The sequence below is a fragment of the Aeromicrobium sp. Leaf289 genome (assembly GCF_001423335.1).
In the GTDB taxonomy this organism is placed as follows: Bacteria; Actinomycetota; Actinomycetes; order Propionibacteriales; family Nocardioidaceae; genus Aeromicrobium.
The window spans coordinates 854224-873526 of the sequence record NZ_LMNK01000002.1; the positions used below are offsets into that span (position 1 = coordinate 854224).

Consider the following 19303-nt stretch of genomic DNA (forward strand, 5'->3'; position numbering starts at 1 on the left):
CTCGTGGACCAACCTCCGAGTACCTGCCAGGCCCTCCTCCGCTGCGTCGCCAGGAGGGCCTGATGGACAGCGACACCCTGCTCAACCTCGGCCTCGTGATGGTCTTCGTGCTCGTCGGCGGGGTGTTCGCGGCCACGGAGCTGGCCCTCGTCTCGTTGCGCGAGAGCCAGCTGAACCAGCTGGAGAAGACCGGTTCACGCGGGTCGAAGGTCGCCACGCTCGCGCGCGACCCGAACACGTTCCTCGCGGCCGTGCAGATCGGCGTCACGGTGGCCGGCTTCCTGTCCGCCGCCTACGGCGCGTCGACCCTCGCGCCCGACGTGGCGCCGACCTTCGAGGCGCTGGGCCTGTCCGAGAGCGCCGCATCGAGCGTCGCGCTCGTCGCGATGACGCTGCTCATCGCCTACCTGTCGCTCGTCTTCGGCGAGCTCGTGCCCAAGCGCTTCGCCCTGCAGAAGTCGGCGCCCATCGCGCTGGCCGTCGCGCCGCCGCTCGCCCGGTTCGCCACCCTCATGCGACCGGTCATCTGGCTGCTGTCGAAGTCGACCAACATGGTCGTCCGTCTGCTCGGCGGCAACCCCCACGCCGCGGGCGAGGAGATGAGCGAGGACGAGCTGCGTGACCTCGTCGGCGCCCACGAGAGCCTCGAGGACGACGAGCGGCAGATCCTGCAGGACGTGTTCACCGCCACCGACCGCACGCTGCGCGAGGTGATGCGGCCGCGCGGAGCCGTCGACTTCCTGGACGGCGGCATGAGTCTGGCCGAGGCCGCCGGCGAGGCGCTCGCCATGCCGCACTCCCGCTACCCCGTCACCCGGCGACGCTCGACCGACGACGTCATCGGGTTCGTGCACGTCCGCGACCTGCTGGCCGTGCCCGAGGGTGCCGGCACCGGGTCCGTCGCCGACATCGTGCGCGAGATCCCCGTGCTGCCCAGCACCAACCGGATCCTCCCGGCCATGGCGCAGATGCGCAGCGAGGGCGTGCACATCGCGCTCGTGGTCGACGAGTACGGCGGGACCGACGGCATCGTCACGCTCGAGGACATCATCGAGGAGCTGGTGGGCGAGATCCGCGACGAGTACGACCTCGCCGAGGTGGCCGAGCTGCTGCACTCCTCCGACGGCGACGACATCGACGCCGCCATGCACCTCGACGACTTCGTGGAGCTGACGGGCCTGGAGCTCCCCGACGCCCACTACTCGACCGTCGCCGGTCTCGTGCTCGACCGCCTCGGCCACATCCCGGTCGAGGGCGAGGTCGTGGACCTCGACGGCTACCGGCTGACGGTCACCGCGGTGGAGGGGCGTCGCATCATGCGGCTCCACCTCGTCACGGTCACGCCGGGCGCGCCCGGCCAGGACACGGCGGCGTCGAGCGAGCTGGAACCTGCCGAGGGGTCGTCCGAGCGCCCATGAGCCGGCACAGCACGGTCTTCGAGCGGCAGCCTCCCCGCGAGGCGGCCATCGATGCCGCGCTGCGACCGAGCCGGCTGAGCTCCTACTGGCTCGAGGACGCCCCCGGAGCCGGCCACCCGCAGCTCACGGCGTCGACCACGGCCGACCTCGTCGTGGTCGGCGGGGGCTACTGCGGCCTCTGGACCGCGGTGCTGGCGAAGCGCCGCGACCCTGGTCGACGCGTGGTGCTGCTCGAGGCCGAGACCATCGGCTGGGCGGCGTCGGGACGCAACGGCGGCTTCGTGGAGGCGAGCCTGACCCACGGCGAGGTCAACGGGCGGGCCCGGTGGCCCGACGAGTACGACACCCTCCACCGCCTCGGTCGCGAGAACCTCGACGCCCTGGAGCGTGACGTCCACGACCTCGGTCTCGACGTGCAGCTGGAGCGCACGGGCACCCTGTCCGTCGCCTACGAGCCGCACCAGGTGCGCTGGCTCGAGGAGGACGAGAGCGGCGACTGGCTCGACGAGTCCGCCGTGCAGGCCGAGATCCACAGCCCGATCTACCGTGCGGGCCGCTGGGAGCGTGACGAGACCGCCCTCGTCCACCCGGCCCGGCTCGCGCACGAGCTCGCCCGCGTGGCGGCCGACCTCGGGGTGGAGATCTTCGAGCACTCCCGCGTGACGGGCCTGTCCTCCGGCCGCACGGGCGGGGTGCGGGTGCGGACCGAGCGCGCCGTGGTCCGCGCCGGCGCCGTGGCCCTCGCGACGAACGTGTTCCGCCCACTCCTGCGGCGCACGCGCCTGTCCACCGTGCCGGTGTACGACTACGTCCTCATGACGGAGCCGCTCGACGCCGCGCAGAAGGCGTCGATCGGCTGGGACCGTCGCCAGGGCGTCGCCGACCTGGCGCACCAGTTCCACTACTCGCGGCTCAGCGCCGACGACCGGATCCTCTACGGCGGCTACGACGCGATCCATCGGCGGCAGGTGAGCCCCGAGCACGAGGACCGCGACGCCTCCTACCGCCGGCTCGCGTCGCACTTCCTCACCACCTACCCGCAGCTCGAGGGCGTCGCGTTCACCCATCGATGGGCGGGCGCGATCGACACGTCCACCCGCTTCTGCGCCTTCCACGGCCTCGCCCGCCGCGGTCGCGTGGCCTACGCCTCCGGCTTCACGGGCCTCGGTGTCGGTGCCACCCGGTTCGCCGCGGAGGTCATGCTCGACCACCTCGCCGGTGACGACACCGAGCGCACCCGGCTCGCGATGGTGCGACGCCCGGCCGTGCCCTTCCCGCCCGAGCCGCTGGCCACGATCGGCATCGAGGCCACCCGCTGGTCGCTCGATCGCGCCGACCACGACGAGGGTCGCCGCAACCTGCTGCTGCGCACCCTCGACCGGCTCGGCCTCGGCTTCGACTCCTGAGTCGTCCGCGGTGTCGGTGCCGCGTGCGAGGATGCCGATCGTGGAGCGGTTCGAGGAACGTTTCGACGGGCTGGACCTCCAGCGGTGGGTCCCCGCCTACCTGCCCGCCTGGAGCTCGCGTGAGGACGCACGTGCCACGTGGGAGGTCGGTGACGACGGACTGCGGTTGTCGCTTCCCCCCGAGCATCCCCGGTGGTGCCCCGACCTGCACGAGCCACCGTTGCGGGTCTCGGCCGTGCAGAGCGGCAGCTGGTCCGGTCCGGTGGGGTCGACACGTGGGCAGCAGCCGTTCCGCCCCGGTCTGACCGTGCGCGAGGAGCAGCCCCGGGTCGCGGGCTTCGTGCCGTTGCACGGCCGCATCGAGGTCGAGTGCCGAGCCACGGTCGGCGCAGGGTCGATGTTCTCGGCGTGGACGATCGGCATGGAGGACGAGCCCCGGCGCTGCGGTGAGATCTGCCTGGTCGAGGTCTTCGGCGACACGCGCGCCACCACGCCCGACGGCACGGTGACCCTCGAGGTCGGACGGGGGGTCCATCCCTTCCGCGACCCCGACCTGGTCGAGGAGTTCGCTGCCCCACGTCGGAGCCTCGACGTGAGTGCGTGGCACACCTATGCCGTGGACTGGACCGAGCACGGGATCACCTGGTTCCTCGACGGCGAGCAGGTGGCTGCGTCCGACCAGTCGCCGAGCTACCCGATGCTGCTCGTCCTCGCGGTCTTCGACTTCCCCGACCGCACGACGGGTGACCACGTGCCGCTGCTCGAGGTGCGTCGGGTCACCGGCCGCTGAGGCGCCGGAGCGCGACTCGGATACCGTTGGTCTCTCAACGGTCGCTGTCGGTGCGACGTCACAGGAAGGTGGTCACGTGCGCGTCGCCCTGTTGTCGTACCGCAGCAAGCAGCACGTGGGTGGCCAGGGCGTCTACGTCGAGCACCTCAGCCGGGGTCTTGTCGAGGCCGGCCACGACGTCGAGGTCATCTCCGGTCAGCCCTACCCCGAGGGTCTCGACCCGAGGGTGCGACTGACGAGGCTGCCGAGTCTCGGCATCTACGACGAGCCCGACCCCTTCAAGCCCCCGGCGCCCTGGACGCTGCGCAGCGTTCCCGACGTCGTCGAGTGGCTGCTCAGCGTCACCGGCGCCTTCGGCGAGCCGCTCTCGTTCACGTTGCGCGCCGACCGTCACCTCAAGGACCGGCTCGACGACTTCGACGTGGTCCACGACAACCAGAGCCTCGGCTGGGGGCTGCTCGCCCTGCGCCGACGGCTCCCGCTCGTCGTCACGATCCACCACCCGATCAGCCGCGACCGCATCGTCGAGCTCGAGGCTGCCCGTGGGTGGCGCAAGCTCTCGGTCGCTCGGTGGTACTCGTTCGTGGGCATGCAGGCCCGCGTCGCCCGGCGGCTGCCGTTCGTCGTGGGCGTCTCCACGGTGGCCACCGACGACACCGTCACCGACTTCGGCATCGACCCGGCCCGCATCCGCGTGGTGCCGCTCGGCGTCGACACCGACACCTTCGGTCCCGTTCGCCGCCGACAGCCCGGCACCCCCGCCGCGACCGAGTCCCGCGTGCCCGGCCGCATCGTGGCGGTCGCCAGCGCCGACAAGCCGCTCAAGGGCGTCGCCCACCTCCTCGACGCACTCGCCAAGGTGCGGGTCGAGCACCCCGACGTCGAGCTGCAGCTCGTCTCGAGCGTCGAGCCCGGCGGCGCCACGGACCGCCGCATCGACGCGCTCGACCTGCGCGACTGCGTGACCACCCACAGCGGCCTGGAGTCCGAGCAGATCGCCGAGCTCCTGCGCTCGGCCGAGATCATGTGCGTCCCCTCGCTCTACGAGGGCTTCTCCCTGCCGACGGTCGAGGCGCTCGCGAGCGGCACCGCGGTCGTCGCGAGCCGCGCCGGCGCCATCCCCGAGGTCGTGGGCGACGCCGAGGGCGGCGAGCCGTGCGCGGTGCTCGTCGAGCCGGGCGACGCCGAGCAGCTGGCCGCCGCCGTCTCCTCCCTGCTCGACGACCCCGACCGCCGCGCGGCCCTGGGCGCCGCCGGCCGTGCCCGTGCGCTCGAGCGCTACAGCTGGACCTCGGTGGCCAAGGCCACCGCCGACGTCTACGACGAGGCGATCCGCAGGTTCGCCGGCAAGGAGCAGTGACGTGCTGACCGTCGACTTCGACCGCCTCCGGGTGGGCGCCCGCACCCGATTCATCGACGTCGGTGCCGGCGCCGGCCGGCACAGCTACGAGGCCCTGCGCCGCGGTGCCGACGTGACCGCGTTCGACCTCGACGAGGTCGAGCTCAAGGGCGTCGACGAGATGTTCGAGGCGATGCGGGTCGAGGGGCAGGTGCCCAGGACCGGGCGTGGTGCCGTGCAGGCCGGGACCATCCTCGACATGCCCTACGCCGACGCCTCCTTCGACGTCGTGCTCGCCTCGGAGATCCTCGAGCACGTGCCCGAGGACGAGCAGGCCATCAGCGAGCTCGTGCGCATCCTGGCGCCCGGCGGGACGCTGGCCGTGACCGTCCCGCGCTTCTGGCCCGAGAAGGTGTGCTGGATGCTGTCGGACGAGTACCACGCCAACGAGGGCGGGCACATCCGCATCTACAAGGCCAGCGAGCTCGACGCGAAGCTGCGTGCCGAGGGCCTGGTGCACACCCACACCCACCACGCGCACGGCCTGCACGCGCCGTACTGGTGGATCAAGTGCGCCGTGGGCGTGGAGCGCGACCAGCACCCGGCCGTGCGCGCCTACCACCAGCTGCTCGTGTGGGACATGATGAAGGCGCCCCGCACCACCCGCGTGGCCGAGAAGCTCCTCGACCCGGTCCTGGGCAAGAGCGTGGCGCTGTACTACACCAAGCCGCTCGCGGCCTGAGGTCGCCGTGACCCCCGCCGTCACCGGATCGCCGGCCGTCCTCGCGCTCCCCGGCGTGCTCGACGCTGCCCAGGTGCAGGCCACGGCCGACACGATCGCGGACGTGCAGACCCGAGACGGGGCGATCCCGTGGGAGGCCGACGGGCACCTCGACCCGTGGGACCACCTCCAGGCCGCCATGGGGCTCGCCGTCGCCGGGCGCCGCGACGAGGCCGAGGCCGCCTACGCCTGGAGCCGCTCGCAGCAGCGACCCGACGGCACGTGGGCCACCAAGTACTCCGGGGGCGAGGTGGTCGAGCCCGCCACCGACGCCAACTTCACCGCCTACGTGGCCACCGCGGTCTGGCACCACTGGCGGCTGACCGGCGACCGGGCCTTCGTCAGCTCCATGTGGCCGTCGGTGCAGGGTGCGCTCGACGCCGTGCTCGTCCTGCAGGACGACGCGGGTCCGGTCCGCTGGTCGCGCGGCGCCGACGGGTGCGTGGCCGACGAGGCCCTCGTCACCGGGAACGCCAGCATCCACCTCAGCCTGCGGTGCGGCGTGGCGCTGGCCGACGTCGTGGGGGAGCGGGTGCCGCACTGGGAGGACGCGGCGGTGCGGCTGCGCCACGCCCTGGACCACCACCCGGACCGGTTCGCCGACAAGGCCCGGTTCTCGATGGACTGGTACTACCCCGTGCTGGGCGGGGCGCTGCCACGCGCCGTCGCCCTGGCCCGCCTGGAGCGGCGCTGGGACGACTTCGTGGTGCCCGGCTTCGGCGCGCGGTGCGTCGACGACAGCCCCTGGGTCACCGGGGGCGAGACGTGCGAGCTCGTCCTGGCGCTCGATGCGGTGGGCCGTGGCGCGGACGCCCGGGCGCTCCTCGCCGACATCCAGGTCCTGCGCCGCGAGGACGCCACGTACTGGACCGGCTACGTCTATCCCGACGAGACCTACTGGCCGATCGAGCAGACCACCTGGACGGCGGGCACCGTGCTCCTCGCCGTCGACGCCCTGACCCGGACCACACCCGCCAACGGGCTGTTCCGCGGGGAGGGCCTGCCCCTCCTGGCCGCCGACGAGGAGTGCGACCAGCCGTGCGTGGCATGAGTGCACCGCCGCTGCCCGAGGCGCTGCAGGCGGTGGCCGACGAGGTGCGCGGCTTCCTTCCGGCCGACGAGGCCGACGCCCTGCGGGCCGCGGCCGCCGCCCACCTGCGCGCGGGCGGGGTGGCCGTCGAGATCGGCAGCTACTGCGGCAAGTCCGCGGTGCACCTCGGCCACGTCGCACGCGAGAGCGGTGCACGGCTCGTGACGATCGACCACCACCGCGGCTCGGAGGAGCAGCAGGTCGGCTGGGAGTACCACGACGAGACCCTCGTCGGCACCGACGGCCGGATGGACACCCTGCCGTTCCTGCGCGAGACCCTCGCGCGCGCCGGCCTGGAGGACGTCGTCGACGTGGTGGTGGCCCGCTCGCCCGACGTCGCGTCGTGGTGGGGCCGCGAGCTCGACCTCGTGTTCGTCGACGGCGGGCACACCGACGAGCACGCCCAGGGCGACTACGAGGGCTGGGCCCGGTGGGTGCGGCCGGGCGGCGTGCTCGTCATCCACGACGTCTTCCCCGACCCCGCCGACGGCGGGCAGGCGCCCTACCGCATCTACCTGCGCGCCCTCGACGACGGCTTCACCGAGGTCGGCCACACCGGCTCGCTGCGCGTCCTCCGTCGCTGACGAGCCACTCCTGGCCGACCAGGGAGAGGGCGGTCAGAGCAGGGCGTTGAGCCGGTCGATGAGCTGCTGGAACCGCTTCTTCGTCTCGGCGTCGACCGAGGCGAGCGCCTGCGACCGGTTGCGCAGCAGGTGGCCGGCGGGCTGGAAGCGGTCGTAGGCGCCGCCGACGACCGTCTCGGCCTGGTGCACGATGCGTCGGCGAGGCGGCTTGCGCAGGAACCGCTTGCCGGTGATCTTGCGGTGCGAGACCTTCGGTCCGCCGGACTCCTCCAGGAGTGTCACGTACCACCGGGAGTCGAAGAGGTCCTCGAGGTCGGCGTCGAGGGTGCCGGTGATGTCGGTGAGCGGGACGATGTGGTCGGCCGAGATCGCCCCTCGGTTCACCAGCTCCTCGACGGCGCCCCGCGCGCCGGCCGGACCGTCCATGAGCACCGTGGCCGAGACGGCCGTGGTGCCGAGCAGCGCCAGGATCGTCGGGATGCCGGAGGCACCACCGACGGGCGTCAGGTTCCAGCGCGGGTCGAGCGCGCGTCCGCCCTCGGAACGGAGCAGGTCACTCATGACCGTCAGGTACGTGATGTCCGACGGTGACGAGACGAGCAGCTGGTGCGGCCCGCTGACCAGCTTGCGCGTGAGGTCCGCACCGAGCGCCGCCAGCAGGGGCACCGTGGTCTCGGACCCTGCCCGCCACAGGTCGGAGCTGATCTTGCTGCCCTCGTCGCCGACGTTCTCGAGCACGCGGCAGCGGCTCAGGCGACCGGAGTCGATGAGGTACGGCGAGTGGGTGGAGTAGACGACCTGGTGGAAGGGGCCGAGGTGCTCCTTGATGTAGCGCAGCAGGTCGGCCTGGGCGTTCGCGTGCAGGTTCATGCCGGGCTCGTCGAGCAGGATGACCCGACGGTCCTGGTCGGCGAACTCCGAGAACGCCGCGAGGAAGGAGAAGAACCAGATGAAGCCCTTGGAGCGCTCCGCAACGTTGAGGCTCATCCGCTGGCGGTCGTCGCGCACGCGGATGTGCAGCCACGGGTCGGGCGAGGAGATGCCCATCGTCTCCAGGTCGAGCTCGATCGACAGCTCGCGGTTCTGGCTCCAGTACTCCAGCAGCTGGTCCGACAGGCGTGCGGCGGCGGCCTCGAGCGCGGCCTTGCGGACCTCGTAGTCGTCCTCGTCGAACGAGGCGTCGGCCACGCCGGCCAGCCTCAGCAGCGCCAGCGCGGTGCGCTCGGAGGGGTAGAGGTCGGCCGAGTCCATCTCCTGCAGACGCCGGATGGACACGCTGCCAGGGAGCACGTTGTGGTCGTCGAAGTACTGGAAGCCCGGCAGCATCGCGGTCAGCCGGGCGATGGCCTCGGGCGACGCCTCGAGCGGGGTGCCCTCCTCGTCGGACGCCCAGTGCAGCTCGCCGTCGCCGTACGAGCGGCTCACGAACAGCGGGGTCGTCGGCAGCAGGGCGCCGGCGCGCTCCAGGACCTGGCGGTCGTCGTAGTCGAGCTCGATCTCGAGGGTGACGGGGCGGACCTGGTCGATGACCTCGCGGTCGCGCCCGAGGTCGCGTCGGGGGTAGTCGCGTCGCGCGGTGAACGCGGTGACGTGACCGCTGGGCAGCGGGTTGGCCCGGTACAGCGCCTGCAGCATGGCCGTCTTGCCCGACTCGTTCTTGCCGACGATGGTCGTGATGCCCTCGTCGAGCGCCAGGCGTCCGGAGTCGTGGACCGACATGACCTTGCGGACGCGCGCAGCGATCAGTCGCATGGGGCCTACTTCCGTGGAGGGGCTCTGGCGGGACTCAGGCTACTGGTCCCGACGGTGAGGAGTGCGCTGGTCGTTCCTCATGACGTCGCCGCCTCGTGGCCGGGTCCGGCCGGTGCGTAGCCTGACCGGGTGGAGGAGCTCACCGGGGGAGTGCTGCTGTTCCTCGGCGTGGCCGCGTTCCTCGCCGGATGGATCGACGCCGTCGTGGGGGGTGGCGGGCTGGTCCAGCTGCCCGCCCTCATGGTGGCCTTCCCGCAGGCGGCGCCGGTCCAGCTGCTGGCCACGAACAAGATCGGCTCGATCGCCGGCACGACGACGTCGAGCATCACCTACCTGCGACGCGTGCGGCTCGACCTGCGCACGGCCGCGCCCCTGGCGGGTGCGGCGTTCATCGGCTCGTTGCTGGGTGCGGTCGTGGCCTCGTGGATCCCGCGCGCGGCCTTCAACCCGGCGATCCTCGTGGTCCTGGTCGTCGTCGGTGCCTTCACGGTGCTGCGACCCGACCTCGGCCAGGTGGCGGCCATCCGCTTCACCGGTCGGCGCCACTACGGGGCGGCCATGCTGGTGGGTGCGTCCATCGGCTTCTACGACGGCGCCCTCGGGCCGGGGACCGGCTCGTTCCTCGTCTTCGCGCTCGTGGGGGTGCTCGGCTACGGGTTCCTGGAGGCCAGCGGCAAGGCGAAGCTGGCCAACTTCGCGACCAACCTGGCCGCCCTGGTCGTGTTCGTCCCGCAGGGTGCGGTCATCTGGAAGGTCGCCGCGGTGCTGATGGTCTGCAACGTGGCCGGCGGCTACCTCGGCGCCCGCCTCGCCGTGGCGCGGGGCAACCGGTTCATCCGCATCGTGTTCATCGTCGTGGTGTCGGCGTTCGTCGTGCGCATCGGCTGGGACACCTGGCAGCAGCTCGTCGGCTGACCTCCGGCCCACCGGCCCCACGATTCCCATCACCTGATGGGAATCGCGAACCCACCACGGTCCTGCCCCACTCACCATGGCGTGCGCGCCATGGTGAGTGGCAGGGAACCGTGGCGGGTCCGGAGGTCGTCAGCCCTGGCGGGCCTTCAGGCGCGGGTTCTGCTTGTTGATCACGTAGGTGCGCCCGCGTCGGCGCACGACCTGCGAGCCGGGCTGGTTCTTGAGCGAGCGCAGGGAGTTGCGGACCTTCATGGTTCCTCCTGTGGGTGGGATGGGTTCGGGCCCCCGACCCTTCGACAGGCTCAGACAGGCTCGGGGGCGGTGGGTCAGAGACGGTCGACGTCGACCAGGCCGCGGTGCACGGCCCTGACGAGCCGGCGCGGCACCCGCACCGTGCGGCCCTCGACGGTGACGGGCACGAGGTCGGCGGGCGTCGCCTTCCACTGCGACCGCCGGTGGCGGGTGTTGCTGCGCGAGGTCTTGCGCTTGGGGACGGCCATGGGGCTCCTTCGATCGGGTGGTGGGCGGACCCGGCAGGGGTGCCGGGCCCTGGGCGGTGGGCGGAGCCGGCAGGGGTGCCGGGCCCTGGGCGGCGATGGGTACGGCTCAGGCGGCGCGGCGGACGTCGCCGAGCCAGGGCTCGAGGCCGTCGGAGGCGACCTCCCAGTACGGGCCCCGGTCGGCCAGCTCGGCGTCGCTGAGCAGGCAGTGCTCGAAGGCCTCCTGCACGTCGTCGGGGCTGCTGGCGAGCGGTCCCGACGCCAGGCCGTGCACGACGATGCGGGTCAGGGGCGTGTCGGTGCCCCACGGGGAGGCCGTCCCGACGCTCAGCTGTCCGCCCGCCCCGTCCCACACGCAGACGTCGGAGGGGCGGCTCGGCAGCCAGAACGAACCGCGCGAGCGACGTGGCCCGCCGCCGATCTTCTCGATGCTCTCGAGCAGGCGTCCGGGGTGGAACGGGCGGTCGGAGCGGAGGTCGAGCGTCCACACGTAGCGGGAGCCGTGCAGCGGCAGCTCGTCGCGTCGCACGACGTCGACCCACGCCTCCGTGACGTCGTGGCGGTGCGCTCCGGCCACGAGCGGCGTGGCGTCGAGCGCCGACGGGTCGTCGACGACCGTGACGCCCGGACGAGCGAGCGCACGCAGCAGGTCCAGCCCGGCGGGGTCGCACGGTCCGGTGAGCGCGACGGCGTCGGCGTACTCGACGATCGCGGCGGCCGTCTCGGCGACGCCGCGGGAGTCGTCCTCGCTCGTGTGCAGGTCGCGCTCGTGCAGCAGGTCGTCCCCGAGCAGGTCGGCGAGCACGGCCTGGCCGTCGAGGGCTGCGACGACGGCCGCCACGTGCACGTGCGGCGCGGCCTGCACGTAGGTCTCGATGACCCGGCAGGCCTGCAGGGCCTCGGCCGCCACCGGCAGGTGGGCGACCACCGCGCCCCAGCGACCGCTGGCTGCGAGGCGCTCCATCGTGGGCACCACGTCCTCGCGGAGGGCGCAGGCCACGCAGGCGTGCTCCAGCTCGTGGACGTGCCGCTCCAGGACGCCGGTGCAGTCGCTGACCACGCGCACGAGCCGCTGGGACTCGACGTCGAGCACGTGGCGCACGACGACGGCCGAGGGAAGGTCGAACTGGAGGCCCACGGTGACGGCCTCCATGGCCACCTCGTCGACGCCGGTCACGAGCGCGGCTGGGGTGGTGCGCGAGAGGACGCGCCGGCGTCCGCGGCCGACGGGGCTCATGCGTCGACCTGCCCGTAGCGGCGACGGAAGCGCTCGACCCGTCCCTCGGTGTCGACCACGCGGCCGCGGCCGGTCCAGAACGGGTGGCTGGCGCTGGAGACCTCGACGTCGACCACGGGCAGGGTGCGGCCGTCGACGTCGACCGTCTTGGCAGGGGTGCCGGGCCCTGGGCGGCCGTTTGCGCCGTGGTCGGCAGGGAGGCGCTCGGGCAGCGTCGAGCGGGTCACGAGCAGGAGGTCGCCCGAGCGGTCGCGGAAGGCGACCTCGTCGTAGCGGGGGTGCTGGTTCTTCTTCACGTCACGTCTCCGGTAGGCTGATGAGAACGATTGTCATTCTACACAGGAGGTCGCCATGTCGCGCACCTGCCAGGTCACCGGGGCCACCCCGGGCTTCGGCCACCACGTGTCCCACTCGCACCGGCGCACCAAGCGGCGCTTCGACGTCAACGTCCAGAAGAAGCGCTACTGGGCGCCGACCCTCGGCCGGCACGTCACGCTCACGCTCAGTGCCCGAGGGATCAAGACCGTCGACGTGCGCGGCATCGACGCCGTGGTCGCCGACATCCTCGCTCGAGGGGAGAGGCTCTGATGGCGGGATCGTCGAGGGGGCGGGGCAACGACGTCCGGCCCATCGTGAAGCTGCGATCCACGGCGGGCACGGGCACCACCTACGTCACGCGCAAGAACCGTCGCAACGACCCCGACCGGCTCGTGCTGAGCAAGTACGACCCGAGGATCCGCAGGCACGTCGAGTTCAAGGAGGAGCGCTGATGGCCAAGCGCAGCAAGATCGTCGCCAACGAGCGCCGCAAGGAGGTCGTCGAGCGCTACCGGGAACGACGTGACGCCCTGCGCGCCGCGTCCCGGGACACGTCGCTGTCCATGGCCGAGCGCATGGAGGCCTCGCGTGCCCTGGCCGGGCTGCCGCGTGACTCCTCCCCGTCGCGGGTGCGCAACCGCGACCAGGTCGACGGCAGGCCGCGGGGCCACCTGCGGGTCGCCGGACTCTCGCGCATCCGGTTCCGCGAGGGAGCGCACCGGGGCGAGCTGCCGGGCATCACGAAGTCGAGCTGGTAGCCCCGGCGCCGGGCGGAGGGAGCAGGCGCGTCTCCACCCGCTCGGCCACCAGGGTCGCGGCGCCGTCGGCGTCACGGCCGGGCACCCAGCGCTCGTCGACCACGACGTCGCGGTCGTCGAGGACCAGGTCGAACGCCGCGCGCACCTGGAGCGCCATCCGCCCGAGGGCGCGCAGGCCCTGGTGGTCGTGCTCGCGGCGGCCCAGGTCGGCCTGTGCCGTCGCGTCGAGGCCGTGCTTGCGCACCGCCTGCAGCAGCATGCCGACGTCGACGCCGTAGCCGCTGACCACGGGCAGGTCGACGAACGCGTCGAGGACGAACGCGCACTCCCCGGCGAGCGGCTGCACGAAGCCGGCCAGCTCGGGTGCTCGTCGCGTGATCTCGGGCCGGGCGGCCAGCTCTGTCACCCGTCCACCGCCGCCGTCGTGCGTCGGGCGGTCGTAGAAGGCCTTCACGAGCACCAGCGAGGGGTCGGTGAGCAGGGGGCCGACGAGTCGTGCCACGAAGGCGGGGTCGAAGCCGCGCACGTCGGCGTCGAGGAAGACGCCGACGTCGCTCGTCAGGTGGGCCATGCCGGTGCGCATGGCCGATCCCTTGCCACCGTCGAACGCGGGATCGGGGTCCTCGGCGGTCACGACGACGGCTCCGGCCTCGCGTGCCGCGGCGGCGGTGTCGTCGCTGGAGCGGGAGTCGACCACGACCACCTCGTCGACCAGCGGCACGAGGTCGCACCAGGCGGTGCGGACGCGTCGCACGATCTCGCCGATCGTCGTGGCCTCGTCGCGGGCGGGCAGCACCACGCCGACGCGGCGTCCACGCTTGGCCGCCACCAGGTCGCCGAGCGGGGCGGACGCGGCGTGGGTGTGGGTGGCGAACCAGGGCTGCAGGTCAGGCAAGGCCGCGCACCGCCCTGGTCGGCGGTCGCTCACCGCGCAGGGTGGCCGTCATCTCCAGCACGCGCCGGGTGGCCGTCACGTCGTGGGTGCGGAACATGGCGCACCCGGCGGCAGCGGTCAGGGCCGTGGCCGCGAGGGTGCCCTCCAGCCTGTCGTCGGGGCCGAGGCCGAGCGTCTCGCCCACGAAGTCCTTGCGGGACAGGGCCATGAGGACCGGCCAGCCGGTGGCGACGAGAGTGTCGGCGCGGCGCACCAGCTCGAGGCTGTGGAAGGTGTTCTTGCCGAAGTCGTGGGTGGGGTCCACCAGCACGCCCTCACGTGGCACGCCGGCCTCGACCGCGGCCTTCGCCGCCCGGGTGGTCGTGGCGACGACGTCGGCCACGACGTCGTCGTAGCGGACGCGGTGGGGGCGGGTGCGTGGGAGCGCCCCGCCGGTGTGGGAGCAGACGTAGCCGAGACCGTGTCGAGCGGCCACGGCCACGACGTCGGGGTCGTGCCCGGCCCACGTGTCGTTGAGCAGGTCGGCGCCGGCTGCGGCGGCGGCGTCGGCCACCTCGGCGCGCCACGTGTCGATGCTGATGACGACGTGGGGCGCGGCCTCGCGCACCGCCTCGATGAACGGGATGGTGCGCCGCACCTCCTCGGCGGCGTCGACCGCGTCGCCCGGGCCGGCCTTCACGCCGCCGATGTCGACGACGTCGGCGCCGTCGTCGACCGCACGCCGGACGGCGTCGAGCGCGACGGCGGGGTCGTACGTGGCGCCGCGGTCGTAGAAGGAGTCGGGCGTGCGGTTGACGATCGCCATCACGAGGGCCCGGTCCTGGACGACGCGGCGTCCGCGGAAGGTCAGGTCGGCCACGTCGTCAATCGTGTCAGAACGGTGGGAGGGGCGCCGGTCACGCGTCGACGGGGTGCAGGGCGATGGCGTTCTTCACGGCCGCGACGGCCTCGGCCAGGTCGGTCGCGACCTGGAGGCTGTCGACGCTCCACCCCGGCCCGCCGAGGATCAGCTCGGACTGGTCGCCGGCGGCGTCGACGACCGACGACAGGGCGCCCGCGTCGAAGTGCACGATCGAGGCCCAGAGGAAGACGGCCGCGGGTCGGAGGCGCAGGGTCATGGCCGAGATGGCGCTGAACGGCGTGCGCTGGCCGAGCATGTGGCAGCCGACGCCTTCCTCGGCGAGGGCGCACTGCAGGGCGAGCAGGGGCAGGACGTGGTGCTCGTCCTCGGCGCAGGCCAGCAGAACGGGGCGGTGGTCCTGGTGCCGAAGGCGTCGGGCGGCGAAGCGGGCCCGCAGGGCGGTGTGCAGCGCGTCGCTGACGAGGTGCTCGCCGTCGACGCCGATGTTGCCCTGGTACCACTCGTCGCCGATGCGTCGCATGCTCGGCGCGATGTGGTCGCTCCACGCGTGGAGGGTGCCGAGATCCTCCAGCTTGCGCGTGAAAAGCGTGCGCAAGCCCTCGGCGTCGTACGCCCGGGTGGCGGCCACGATGGCGTCACCGAAGTCGGCGGCGTCGCCGTCGACCTCGACGGGGTCGCCACTGAGTGCGGCGCGCGCCGCGGCCGCGGGCCCGAGGCCACTGCTGATGAGCAGGTTCATGCGCTCGAGCCGCTCGACGTCGGTGGCGTCGTAGCGGCGGTGGCCACCACTGCTGCGGGCGGTGGGGCCGAGCTCGTACCGGCGCTCCCACGTGCGCAACGTGGAGGCGGGCACCCCGAGACGAGCCGCGACCTCACCGACGGACAGGAGGATCTCCTGCCGCTGCGCGGTGCTCGGATCGGGCGGTGTCATGCCTCAACTATAGAACTTGTTCACCCGCTTGCCAACCTGAACAAGTTCGGGGTACGTTCTGAACAACCCCGAGATCGACCCCCGATCTCACTCCCCATGCAGCGAAGGAGCCCATCATGGCGAACCTCAAGAACCTGCCGCTTCCGCTGCAGGAGGTCTACGAGTGGCAGTACCAGGGCGCGTGCCAGGGCCTGGAGTCGGCGCGGTTCTTCTCGCCCGACGCCGAGCGCGGCTCGCGACGTCGCGACCGTGAGGCCGCCGCCAAGGCGGTCTGCGGCACCTGCCCCGTGATCACCGAGTGCCGCGAGCACGCCCTCGCCGCGCGTGAGCCCTACGGCGTGTGGGGCGGACTGACCGAGCACGAGCGCACCGCGATCCTGCAGCGCTCCGCCGACGTCCCAGCCTGACGACGCAGCCTGACGATCCGGCCTGGCCGACGGGCCGGCGCGACGGGCCCGCGAAGGCGATCGACCGCTCAGAACAGCACTGACGAGCCAACCCCGACCTGCGGGGTTGGCTCTTCGGCTTCCACGGACCAGGTGCGACGGGGTCGCGCCGACGTCAGTCCGCGTCGTCGGCGACCTTGCCCTCGGCCAGCAGTGCCGCGGCGTGGGAGTCCTCGGGTGGAGCCTCGGGGTCCACGCCGTCGTCGATCTGCTCGTTGATGTAGCGCAGCAGCACGGCGGTGGTCGCCGCGACCGGCACGGCCAGGAACGCGCCCGTGACCCCGAACAGGGTGCCGCCGGCGGTGACCGACAGCAGCACGACCCCGGCGTGGAGGTTCATGGTCTTGCCCTGCAGCCACGGCGACAGGACGTTGCCCTCGAGCTGCTGGACGGCCAGCACGATGAGTGCGGCGATCACGGCGGCCTTGAAGTCGTTCGTCACCAGCGTCACGAGCACCGCGAGGATGCCGCTGACGAACGCGCCGACGATCGGGATGTAGCCGCCGAAGAACGTGATGACCGCGAGGGGGATCGCGAGCGGCACGCCCAGGATCGTCAGACCGATGCCGATGATGACGGCGTCGATGAAGGACACCAGGGTCTGGGTGCGGATGAACCCGCCCAGGGTGTTCCAGGTGCGGCCGAGCAGCTCGGTCGCGTGCTCGCCGGCCCGGCGGCCGCCCAGCGTGGCCAGCCACGGGAGGAAGCGGTGGCCGTCCTTGACGAAGAAGAACGTGAGCATCAGGACCAGCACCAGGTTGATGACGGCGTTCGTCGCGGCGCTCAACGTCGAGAAGATGCCCGAGCTGATGGCCGCGGCGCTCTCCTGCAGCTTGTCCTGCACGGCGCTGATGGCGCGGGTGATCTGTCCGTCGGACAGCTGCAGCGGTCCGTCGGTGAGCCAGTCGCGCACCCGCTGCAGGCCGTCGGAGGCCTGCGAGGCGATGGCCGGCGCCTGACCTGCGACCTGGGGCGTGAGCACCGCGATCGCACCGACGATCGCCGCGATGAAGCCGATCATGACGAGGGCCGCGGCCAGGCTGCTCGGCACCTTGTGCCGACGCAGCCAGGTGACCGGGGGCGCCAGGACGGTTGCCACGAGCAGGGCCAGCGACAGCGGGAAGAACACCATCCAGAGGTGCCCGACGATCCAGCCGAGCACGTACACGGCGGCGGCCAGCACCACGAGGCGCAGCCCCCACCGCTGGAGGACGGCGAACGCCTGGTCGATGACCACGGCGCGATCGCGGACGGTCGGAGTGCTCATCCTTGCAGCGTAGGCGCCGCGGTCGGTGGGATCGGCGGGACCCGCCAGTCGACGGGTGCGCTGCCCAGCTCGAGGAGGTGCGCGTCGACGCGGCTGAACGGCCGCGAGCCGAAGAACCCCCTCGATGCGGAGAGCGGGCTGGGGTGGGCACTCGCGACCACGGGGGTGTCGCCCAGCAGGGGCTGCAGCTTCTGGGCGTCCCGCCCCCAGAGCACCGCGACGAGCGGCCGGTCGCGGGCCACGAGGGTCCGGATCGCCTGCTCCGTGACGCGCTCCCAGCCCATCCCGCGGTGGCTGGCCGGGGCGCCGGCCCCCACCGTCAGCACCCGGTTGAGCAGCAGGACGCCCTGCTCCGACCACGCCGTCAGGTCCCCGTGGGGCGCGCGGGGGATGCCCAGGTCGGCCTCGAGCTCGGTGTAGATGTTGGCGAGGCTGCGGGGAAGGGGGCGCACGTCGGGGTGGACCGAGAACGACAGACCCATGGCGTGACCGGGCGTCGGGTACGGGTCCTGGCCGGCGACGAGCACCTTCACGTCGGCGAGCGGCTCCTGGAAGGCACGGAGGATCGCGTCGCCGTGGGGCAGCCACGGTCGGCCGGCCTCGGTCTCGGCCCGCAGGAGCTCGCCCATCCGGGTCACGTCGTCGGCGACCGGCGCCAGCGCCTCGGCCCAGTCGGGTGCGACGAGCTCGTGCAACGACTTCGGCATGGCCTCACCCTAGGCAGGATCGGGACGTGGTCGCCCGTCCGGCGACGTCGTGAGGGCGATGGCGTTCCGAGAACGGCGCGCCCTAGACTCTGGGGCGCAGTGTCAGCCATCACCGCGTACCGCACGCTGCTGCGGATCGTCGGGCCCGCCTACGTCGTCGTAGCCTTCCTCGGGCGAGTTCCGCTTGCCATGAGCCAGATGGGCACGCTGCTCCTCGTCAGTGGGGCCACGGGTCGCTACGCGCTCGGCGGTGCGGCCGCCGGTGCCCTCGCCGTGGCGAACGCCGTCGGTGCACCGTTCTTCGGGTCGTTGGCGGACCGCATCGGTCAGCGTCCCGTCGTGCTCGCCCAGTCGTGGGCCGGAGGTGCAGGACTCGCGGCGATCGTGTGGACGACGCAGTCCGACGCGTCGCCTGCCGCCATCATCGTGGTGGCGGCCCTGGCCGGGCTCGCCACGCCCCAGATCGGTCCGCTGGCTCGCGTGCGGTGGCAGCCGATCACCCGTCGCGCTCCCGACCAGCGCCGGCTCGTCGACGCTGCGTTCTCCTACGAAGGAGCGGCCGACGAGGTCTCCTTCGTGCTCGGCCCCGCCACGGTCGGGCTGCTGGCGGTCGTGGTGGCCCCGGGCGACGCGCTGCTGGTGGCTGCGGGGCTGCTCGTGGCCTTCGGGTCGTGGTTCGCACTCCACCCCACCGCCGCGCTCACCCGACCCGAACCGGGGGCCGTCCGGTCCGACGCGCCCGTGATCACCGGGGTCCTGGTGGTGCTCGCCCTCGCCCAGATGCTGATCGGCATGCTGTTCGGTGCCACGCAGACGGGGTCCACGGTGCTGGCCACCGCGGCGGGCGAGCCCGGCCAGGCCGGGCTGATCCACGCGACGCTCGGGGTCGGCAGCGCGATCGCCGGCCTCGCGATCGCCGCCCTGCCCGAGCGCATCGGCTACCCGACGCGCATGGTCGCGTCCGCGTCCGCGCTGCTCGTCCTGTCGGTGCCGCTTCTCCTGGTGCAGACCATCGGGCAGCTCGTCGCCGTGATCGCCCTGCTGGGCTTCGCGGTGGCCCCGTACATGATCAGCAACTTCGCGATGGCGGGATCGGTGGTCGAGCCCGAGCGCGTCGGCACCGCCATGACGTTGCTCGCCGGTGCCACAGGCATCGGGTACGCGCTCGGCTCGACGGTGGCGGGCCGACTCGCCGACCTCGGCGGCCACACCCCGGCGTTCGCGGTGACCGTCACCGCCACGGCGCTGGCCCTGGTGCTCTCCCTCGCCTTCCGCGCACGGCGCGGGTCGTCGTCCTGAATGTGCCGG

The 19303-nt window shown here is 72.7% G+C and carries 23 protein-coding genes; 13 read left to right on the top strand and 10 right to left on the bottom strand.

The genetic code is table 11. The features are described from left to right. The first annotated feature begins 62 nt into the window (after positions 1-62). The 7 genes from ASF37_RS08070 to ASF37_RS08100 all read left to right on the top strand — a co-directional run bounded on the left by ASF37_RS08070 (position 63) and on the right by ASF37_RS08100 (position 7408). A complete protein-coding gene (locus ASF37_RS08070) occupies positions 63-1418 on the top strand; it encodes a hemolysin family protein (protein WP_055963465.1) in 1356 nt (451 codons plus the stop codon). After that, complete coding sequence (locus tag ASF37_RS08075) at positions 1415-2824, top strand: FAD-binding oxidoreductase (RefSeq protein WP_055963467.1); 1410 nt, start codon at positions 1415-1417, stop codon at positions 2822-2824. The genes ASF37_RS08070 and ASF37_RS08075 overlap by 4 nt, the downstream gene beginning before the upstream one ends. Positions 2825-2864: 40 nt before the next feature. Further along, the gene (locus tag ASF37_RS08080) at positions 2865-3614 is read left to right on the top strand and encodes a glycoside hydrolase family 16 protein (protein WP_200914382.1); all 750 of its coding nucleotides are present in this window, start codon (positions 2865-2867) and stop codon (positions 3612-3614) included. A gap of 76 nt (positions 3615-3690) precedes the next feature. Continuing rightward, complete coding sequence (locus tag ASF37_RS08085; protein WP_055963473.1) at positions 3691-4974, top strand: glycosyltransferase family 4 protein; 1284 nt, start codon at positions 3691-3693, stop codon at positions 4972-4974. Between the two features lies 1 nt (position 4975). Continuing rightward, the gene (locus ASF37_RS08090; RefSeq protein WP_055963476.1) at positions 4976-5695 is read left to right on the top strand and encodes a bifunctional 2-polyprenyl-6-hydroxyphenol methylase/3-demethylubiquinol 3-O-methyltransferase UbiG; all 720 of its coding nucleotides are present in this window, start codon (positions 4976-4978) and stop codon (positions 5693-5695) included. A 7-nt stretch (positions 5696-5702) separates the two neighbouring features. Next, positions 5703-6785 (top strand): prenyltransferase, encoded by a 1083-nt coding sequence (locus ASF37_RS08095; protein WP_056573563.1) that lies wholly within the window; start codon positions 5703-5705, stop codon positions 6783-6785. Then, the gene (locus ASF37_RS08100) at positions 6782-7408 is read left to right on the top strand and encodes a class I SAM-dependent methyltransferase (protein WP_056579824.1); all 627 of its coding nucleotides are present in this window, start codon (positions 6782-6784) and stop codon (positions 7406-7408) included. The genes ASF37_RS08095 and ASF37_RS08100 overlap by 4 nt, the downstream gene beginning before the upstream one ends. Positions 7409-7441: 33 nt before the next feature. Here ASF37_RS08100 and ASF37_RS08105 read toward each other — a convergent pair whose 3' ends face one another. Next, the gene (locus ASF37_RS08105) at positions 7442-9160 is read right to left on the bottom strand and encodes an ATP-dependent endonuclease (RefSeq protein WP_056579826.1); all 1719 of its coding nucleotides are present in this window, start codon (positions 9158-9160) and stop codon (positions 7442-7444) included. Positions 9161-9289: 129 nt separating this feature from the next. Here ASF37_RS08105 and ASF37_RS08110 point away from each other — a divergent pair, with 129 nt between their 5' ends. After that, positions 9290-10075, top strand: a complete 786-nt coding sequence (locus ASF37_RS08110) for a TSUP family transporter (protein WP_056573553.1) — start codon at positions 9290-9292, stop codon at positions 10073-10075. 129 nt (positions 10076-10204) lie between these two features. On the opposite strand, the gene ykgO is transcribed toward ASF37_RS08110, so the two are convergent. From ykgO to rpmE, 4 genes are all read right to left on the bottom strand, one after another. Next, a complete protein-coding gene (gene ykgO / locus ASF37_RS08115) occupies positions 10205-10327 on the bottom strand; it encodes a type B 50S ribosomal protein L36 (RefSeq protein ID WP_023645249.1) in 123 nt (40 codons plus the stop codon). A gap of 74 nt (positions 10328-10401) precedes the next feature. Next, the gene (rpmF, locus tag ASF37_RS08120; RefSeq protein ID WP_055963491.1) at positions 10402-10575 is read right to left on the bottom strand and encodes a 50S ribosomal protein L32; all 174 of its coding nucleotides are present in this window, start codon (positions 10573-10575) and stop codon (positions 10402-10404) included. A gap of 106 nt (positions 10576-10681) precedes the next feature. Next, positions 10682-11812: a GTP-binding protein gene (locus ASF37_RS08125; protein ID WP_056579828.1), complete on the bottom strand. Its 1131-nt coding sequence runs from the start codon at positions 11810-11812 to the stop codon at positions 10682-10684. Further along, positions 11809-12108, bottom strand: a complete 300-nt coding sequence (gene rpmE / locus ASF37_RS08130; RefSeq protein ID WP_056556244.1) for a 50S ribosomal protein L31 — start codon at positions 12106-12108, stop codon at positions 11809-11811. Before rpmE ends, ASF37_RS08125 begins: the two co-directional genes overlap by 4 nt. A gap of 55 nt (positions 12109-12163) precedes the next feature. Between rpmE and rpmB the strand changes: the two genes are divergently transcribed. Genes rpmB through rpsN form a run of 3 tightly spaced genes read left to right on the top strand, consistent with a single transcriptional unit; the run spans position 12164 to position 12887 of the window. Continuing rightward, complete coding sequence (gene rpmB / locus ASF37_RS08135) at positions 12164-12400, top strand: 50S ribosomal protein L28 (RefSeq protein ID WP_055963502.1); 237 nt, start codon at positions 12164-12166, stop codon at positions 12398-12400. Then, positions 12400-12582 carry a 50S ribosomal protein L33 gene (rpmG, locus tag ASF37_RS08140; RefSeq protein ID WP_055963505.1) on the top strand — a complete coding sequence of 61 codons (183 nt, stop codon included), beginning with the start codon at positions 12400-12402 and terminating at the stop codon, positions 12580-12582. The genes rpmB and rpmG overlap by 1 nt, the downstream gene beginning before the upstream one ends. Then, the gene (gene rpsN, locus ASF37_RS08145; RefSeq protein WP_055963508.1) at positions 12582-12887 is read left to right on the top strand and encodes a 30S ribosomal protein S14; all 306 of its coding nucleotides are present in this window, start codon (positions 12582-12584) and stop codon (positions 12885-12887) included. Before rpmG ends, rpsN begins: the two co-directional genes overlap by 1 nt. Here rpsN and ASF37_RS08150 read toward each other — a convergent pair. Genes ASF37_RS08150 through ASF37_RS08160 form a run of 3 tightly spaced genes read right to left on the bottom strand, consistent with a single transcriptional unit; the run spans position 12868 to position 15575 of the window. Then, positions 12868-13782, bottom strand: a complete 915-nt coding sequence (locus ASF37_RS08150; RefSeq protein WP_162239948.1) for a glucosyl-3-phosphoglycerate synthase — start codon at positions 13780-13782, stop codon at positions 12868-12870. The two genes, rpsN and ASF37_RS08150, sit on opposite strands and share 20 nt — an antisense overlap. Beyond that, positions 13775-14641: a dihydropteroate synthase gene (gene folP, locus ASF37_RS08155; protein WP_055963514.1), complete on the bottom strand. Its 867-nt coding sequence runs from the start codon at positions 14639-14641 to the stop codon at positions 13775-13777. The genes ASF37_RS08150 and folP overlap by 8 nt, the downstream gene beginning before the upstream one ends. Positions 14642-14678: 37 nt before the next feature. Next, positions 14679-15575, bottom strand: coding sequence for a MerR family transcriptional regulator (locus tag ASF37_RS08160; protein ID WP_056556241.1), 897 nt, complete (start codon positions 15573-15575; stop codon positions 14679-14681). Positions 15576-15691: 116 nt separating this feature from the next. On the opposite strand from ASF37_RS08160, the gene ASF37_RS08165 reads away from it, so the two are divergent. Further along, the gene (locus ASF37_RS08165; protein WP_055963520.1) at positions 15692-15982 is read left to right on the top strand and encodes a WhiB family transcriptional regulator; all 291 of its coding nucleotides are present in this window, start codon (positions 15692-15694) and stop codon (positions 15980-15982) included. Between the two features lie 154 nt (positions 15983-16136). Here ASF37_RS08165 and ASF37_RS08170 read toward each other — a convergent pair whose 3' ends face one another. Continuing rightward, positions 16137-17288 carry an AI-2E family transporter gene (locus tag ASF37_RS08170; protein ID WP_055963524.1) on the bottom strand — a complete coding sequence of 384 codons (1152 nt, stop codon included), beginning with the start codon at positions 17286-17288 and terminating at the stop codon, positions 16137-16139. Next, positions 17285-17995, bottom strand: coding sequence for a uracil-DNA glycosylase (locus tag ASF37_RS08175; RefSeq protein ID WP_056579832.1), 711 nt, complete (start codon positions 17993-17995; stop codon positions 17285-17287). The genes ASF37_RS08170 and ASF37_RS08175 overlap by 4 nt, the downstream gene beginning before the upstream one ends. Positions 17996-18094: 99 nt before the next feature. Between ASF37_RS08175 and ASF37_RS08180 the strand changes: the two genes are divergently transcribed. Continuing rightward, positions 18095-19294, top strand: a complete 1200-nt coding sequence (locus tag ASF37_RS08180; protein ID WP_055963531.1) for an MFS transporter — start codon at positions 18095-18097, stop codon at positions 19292-19294. Positions 19295-19303 lie beyond the last annotated feature (9 nt).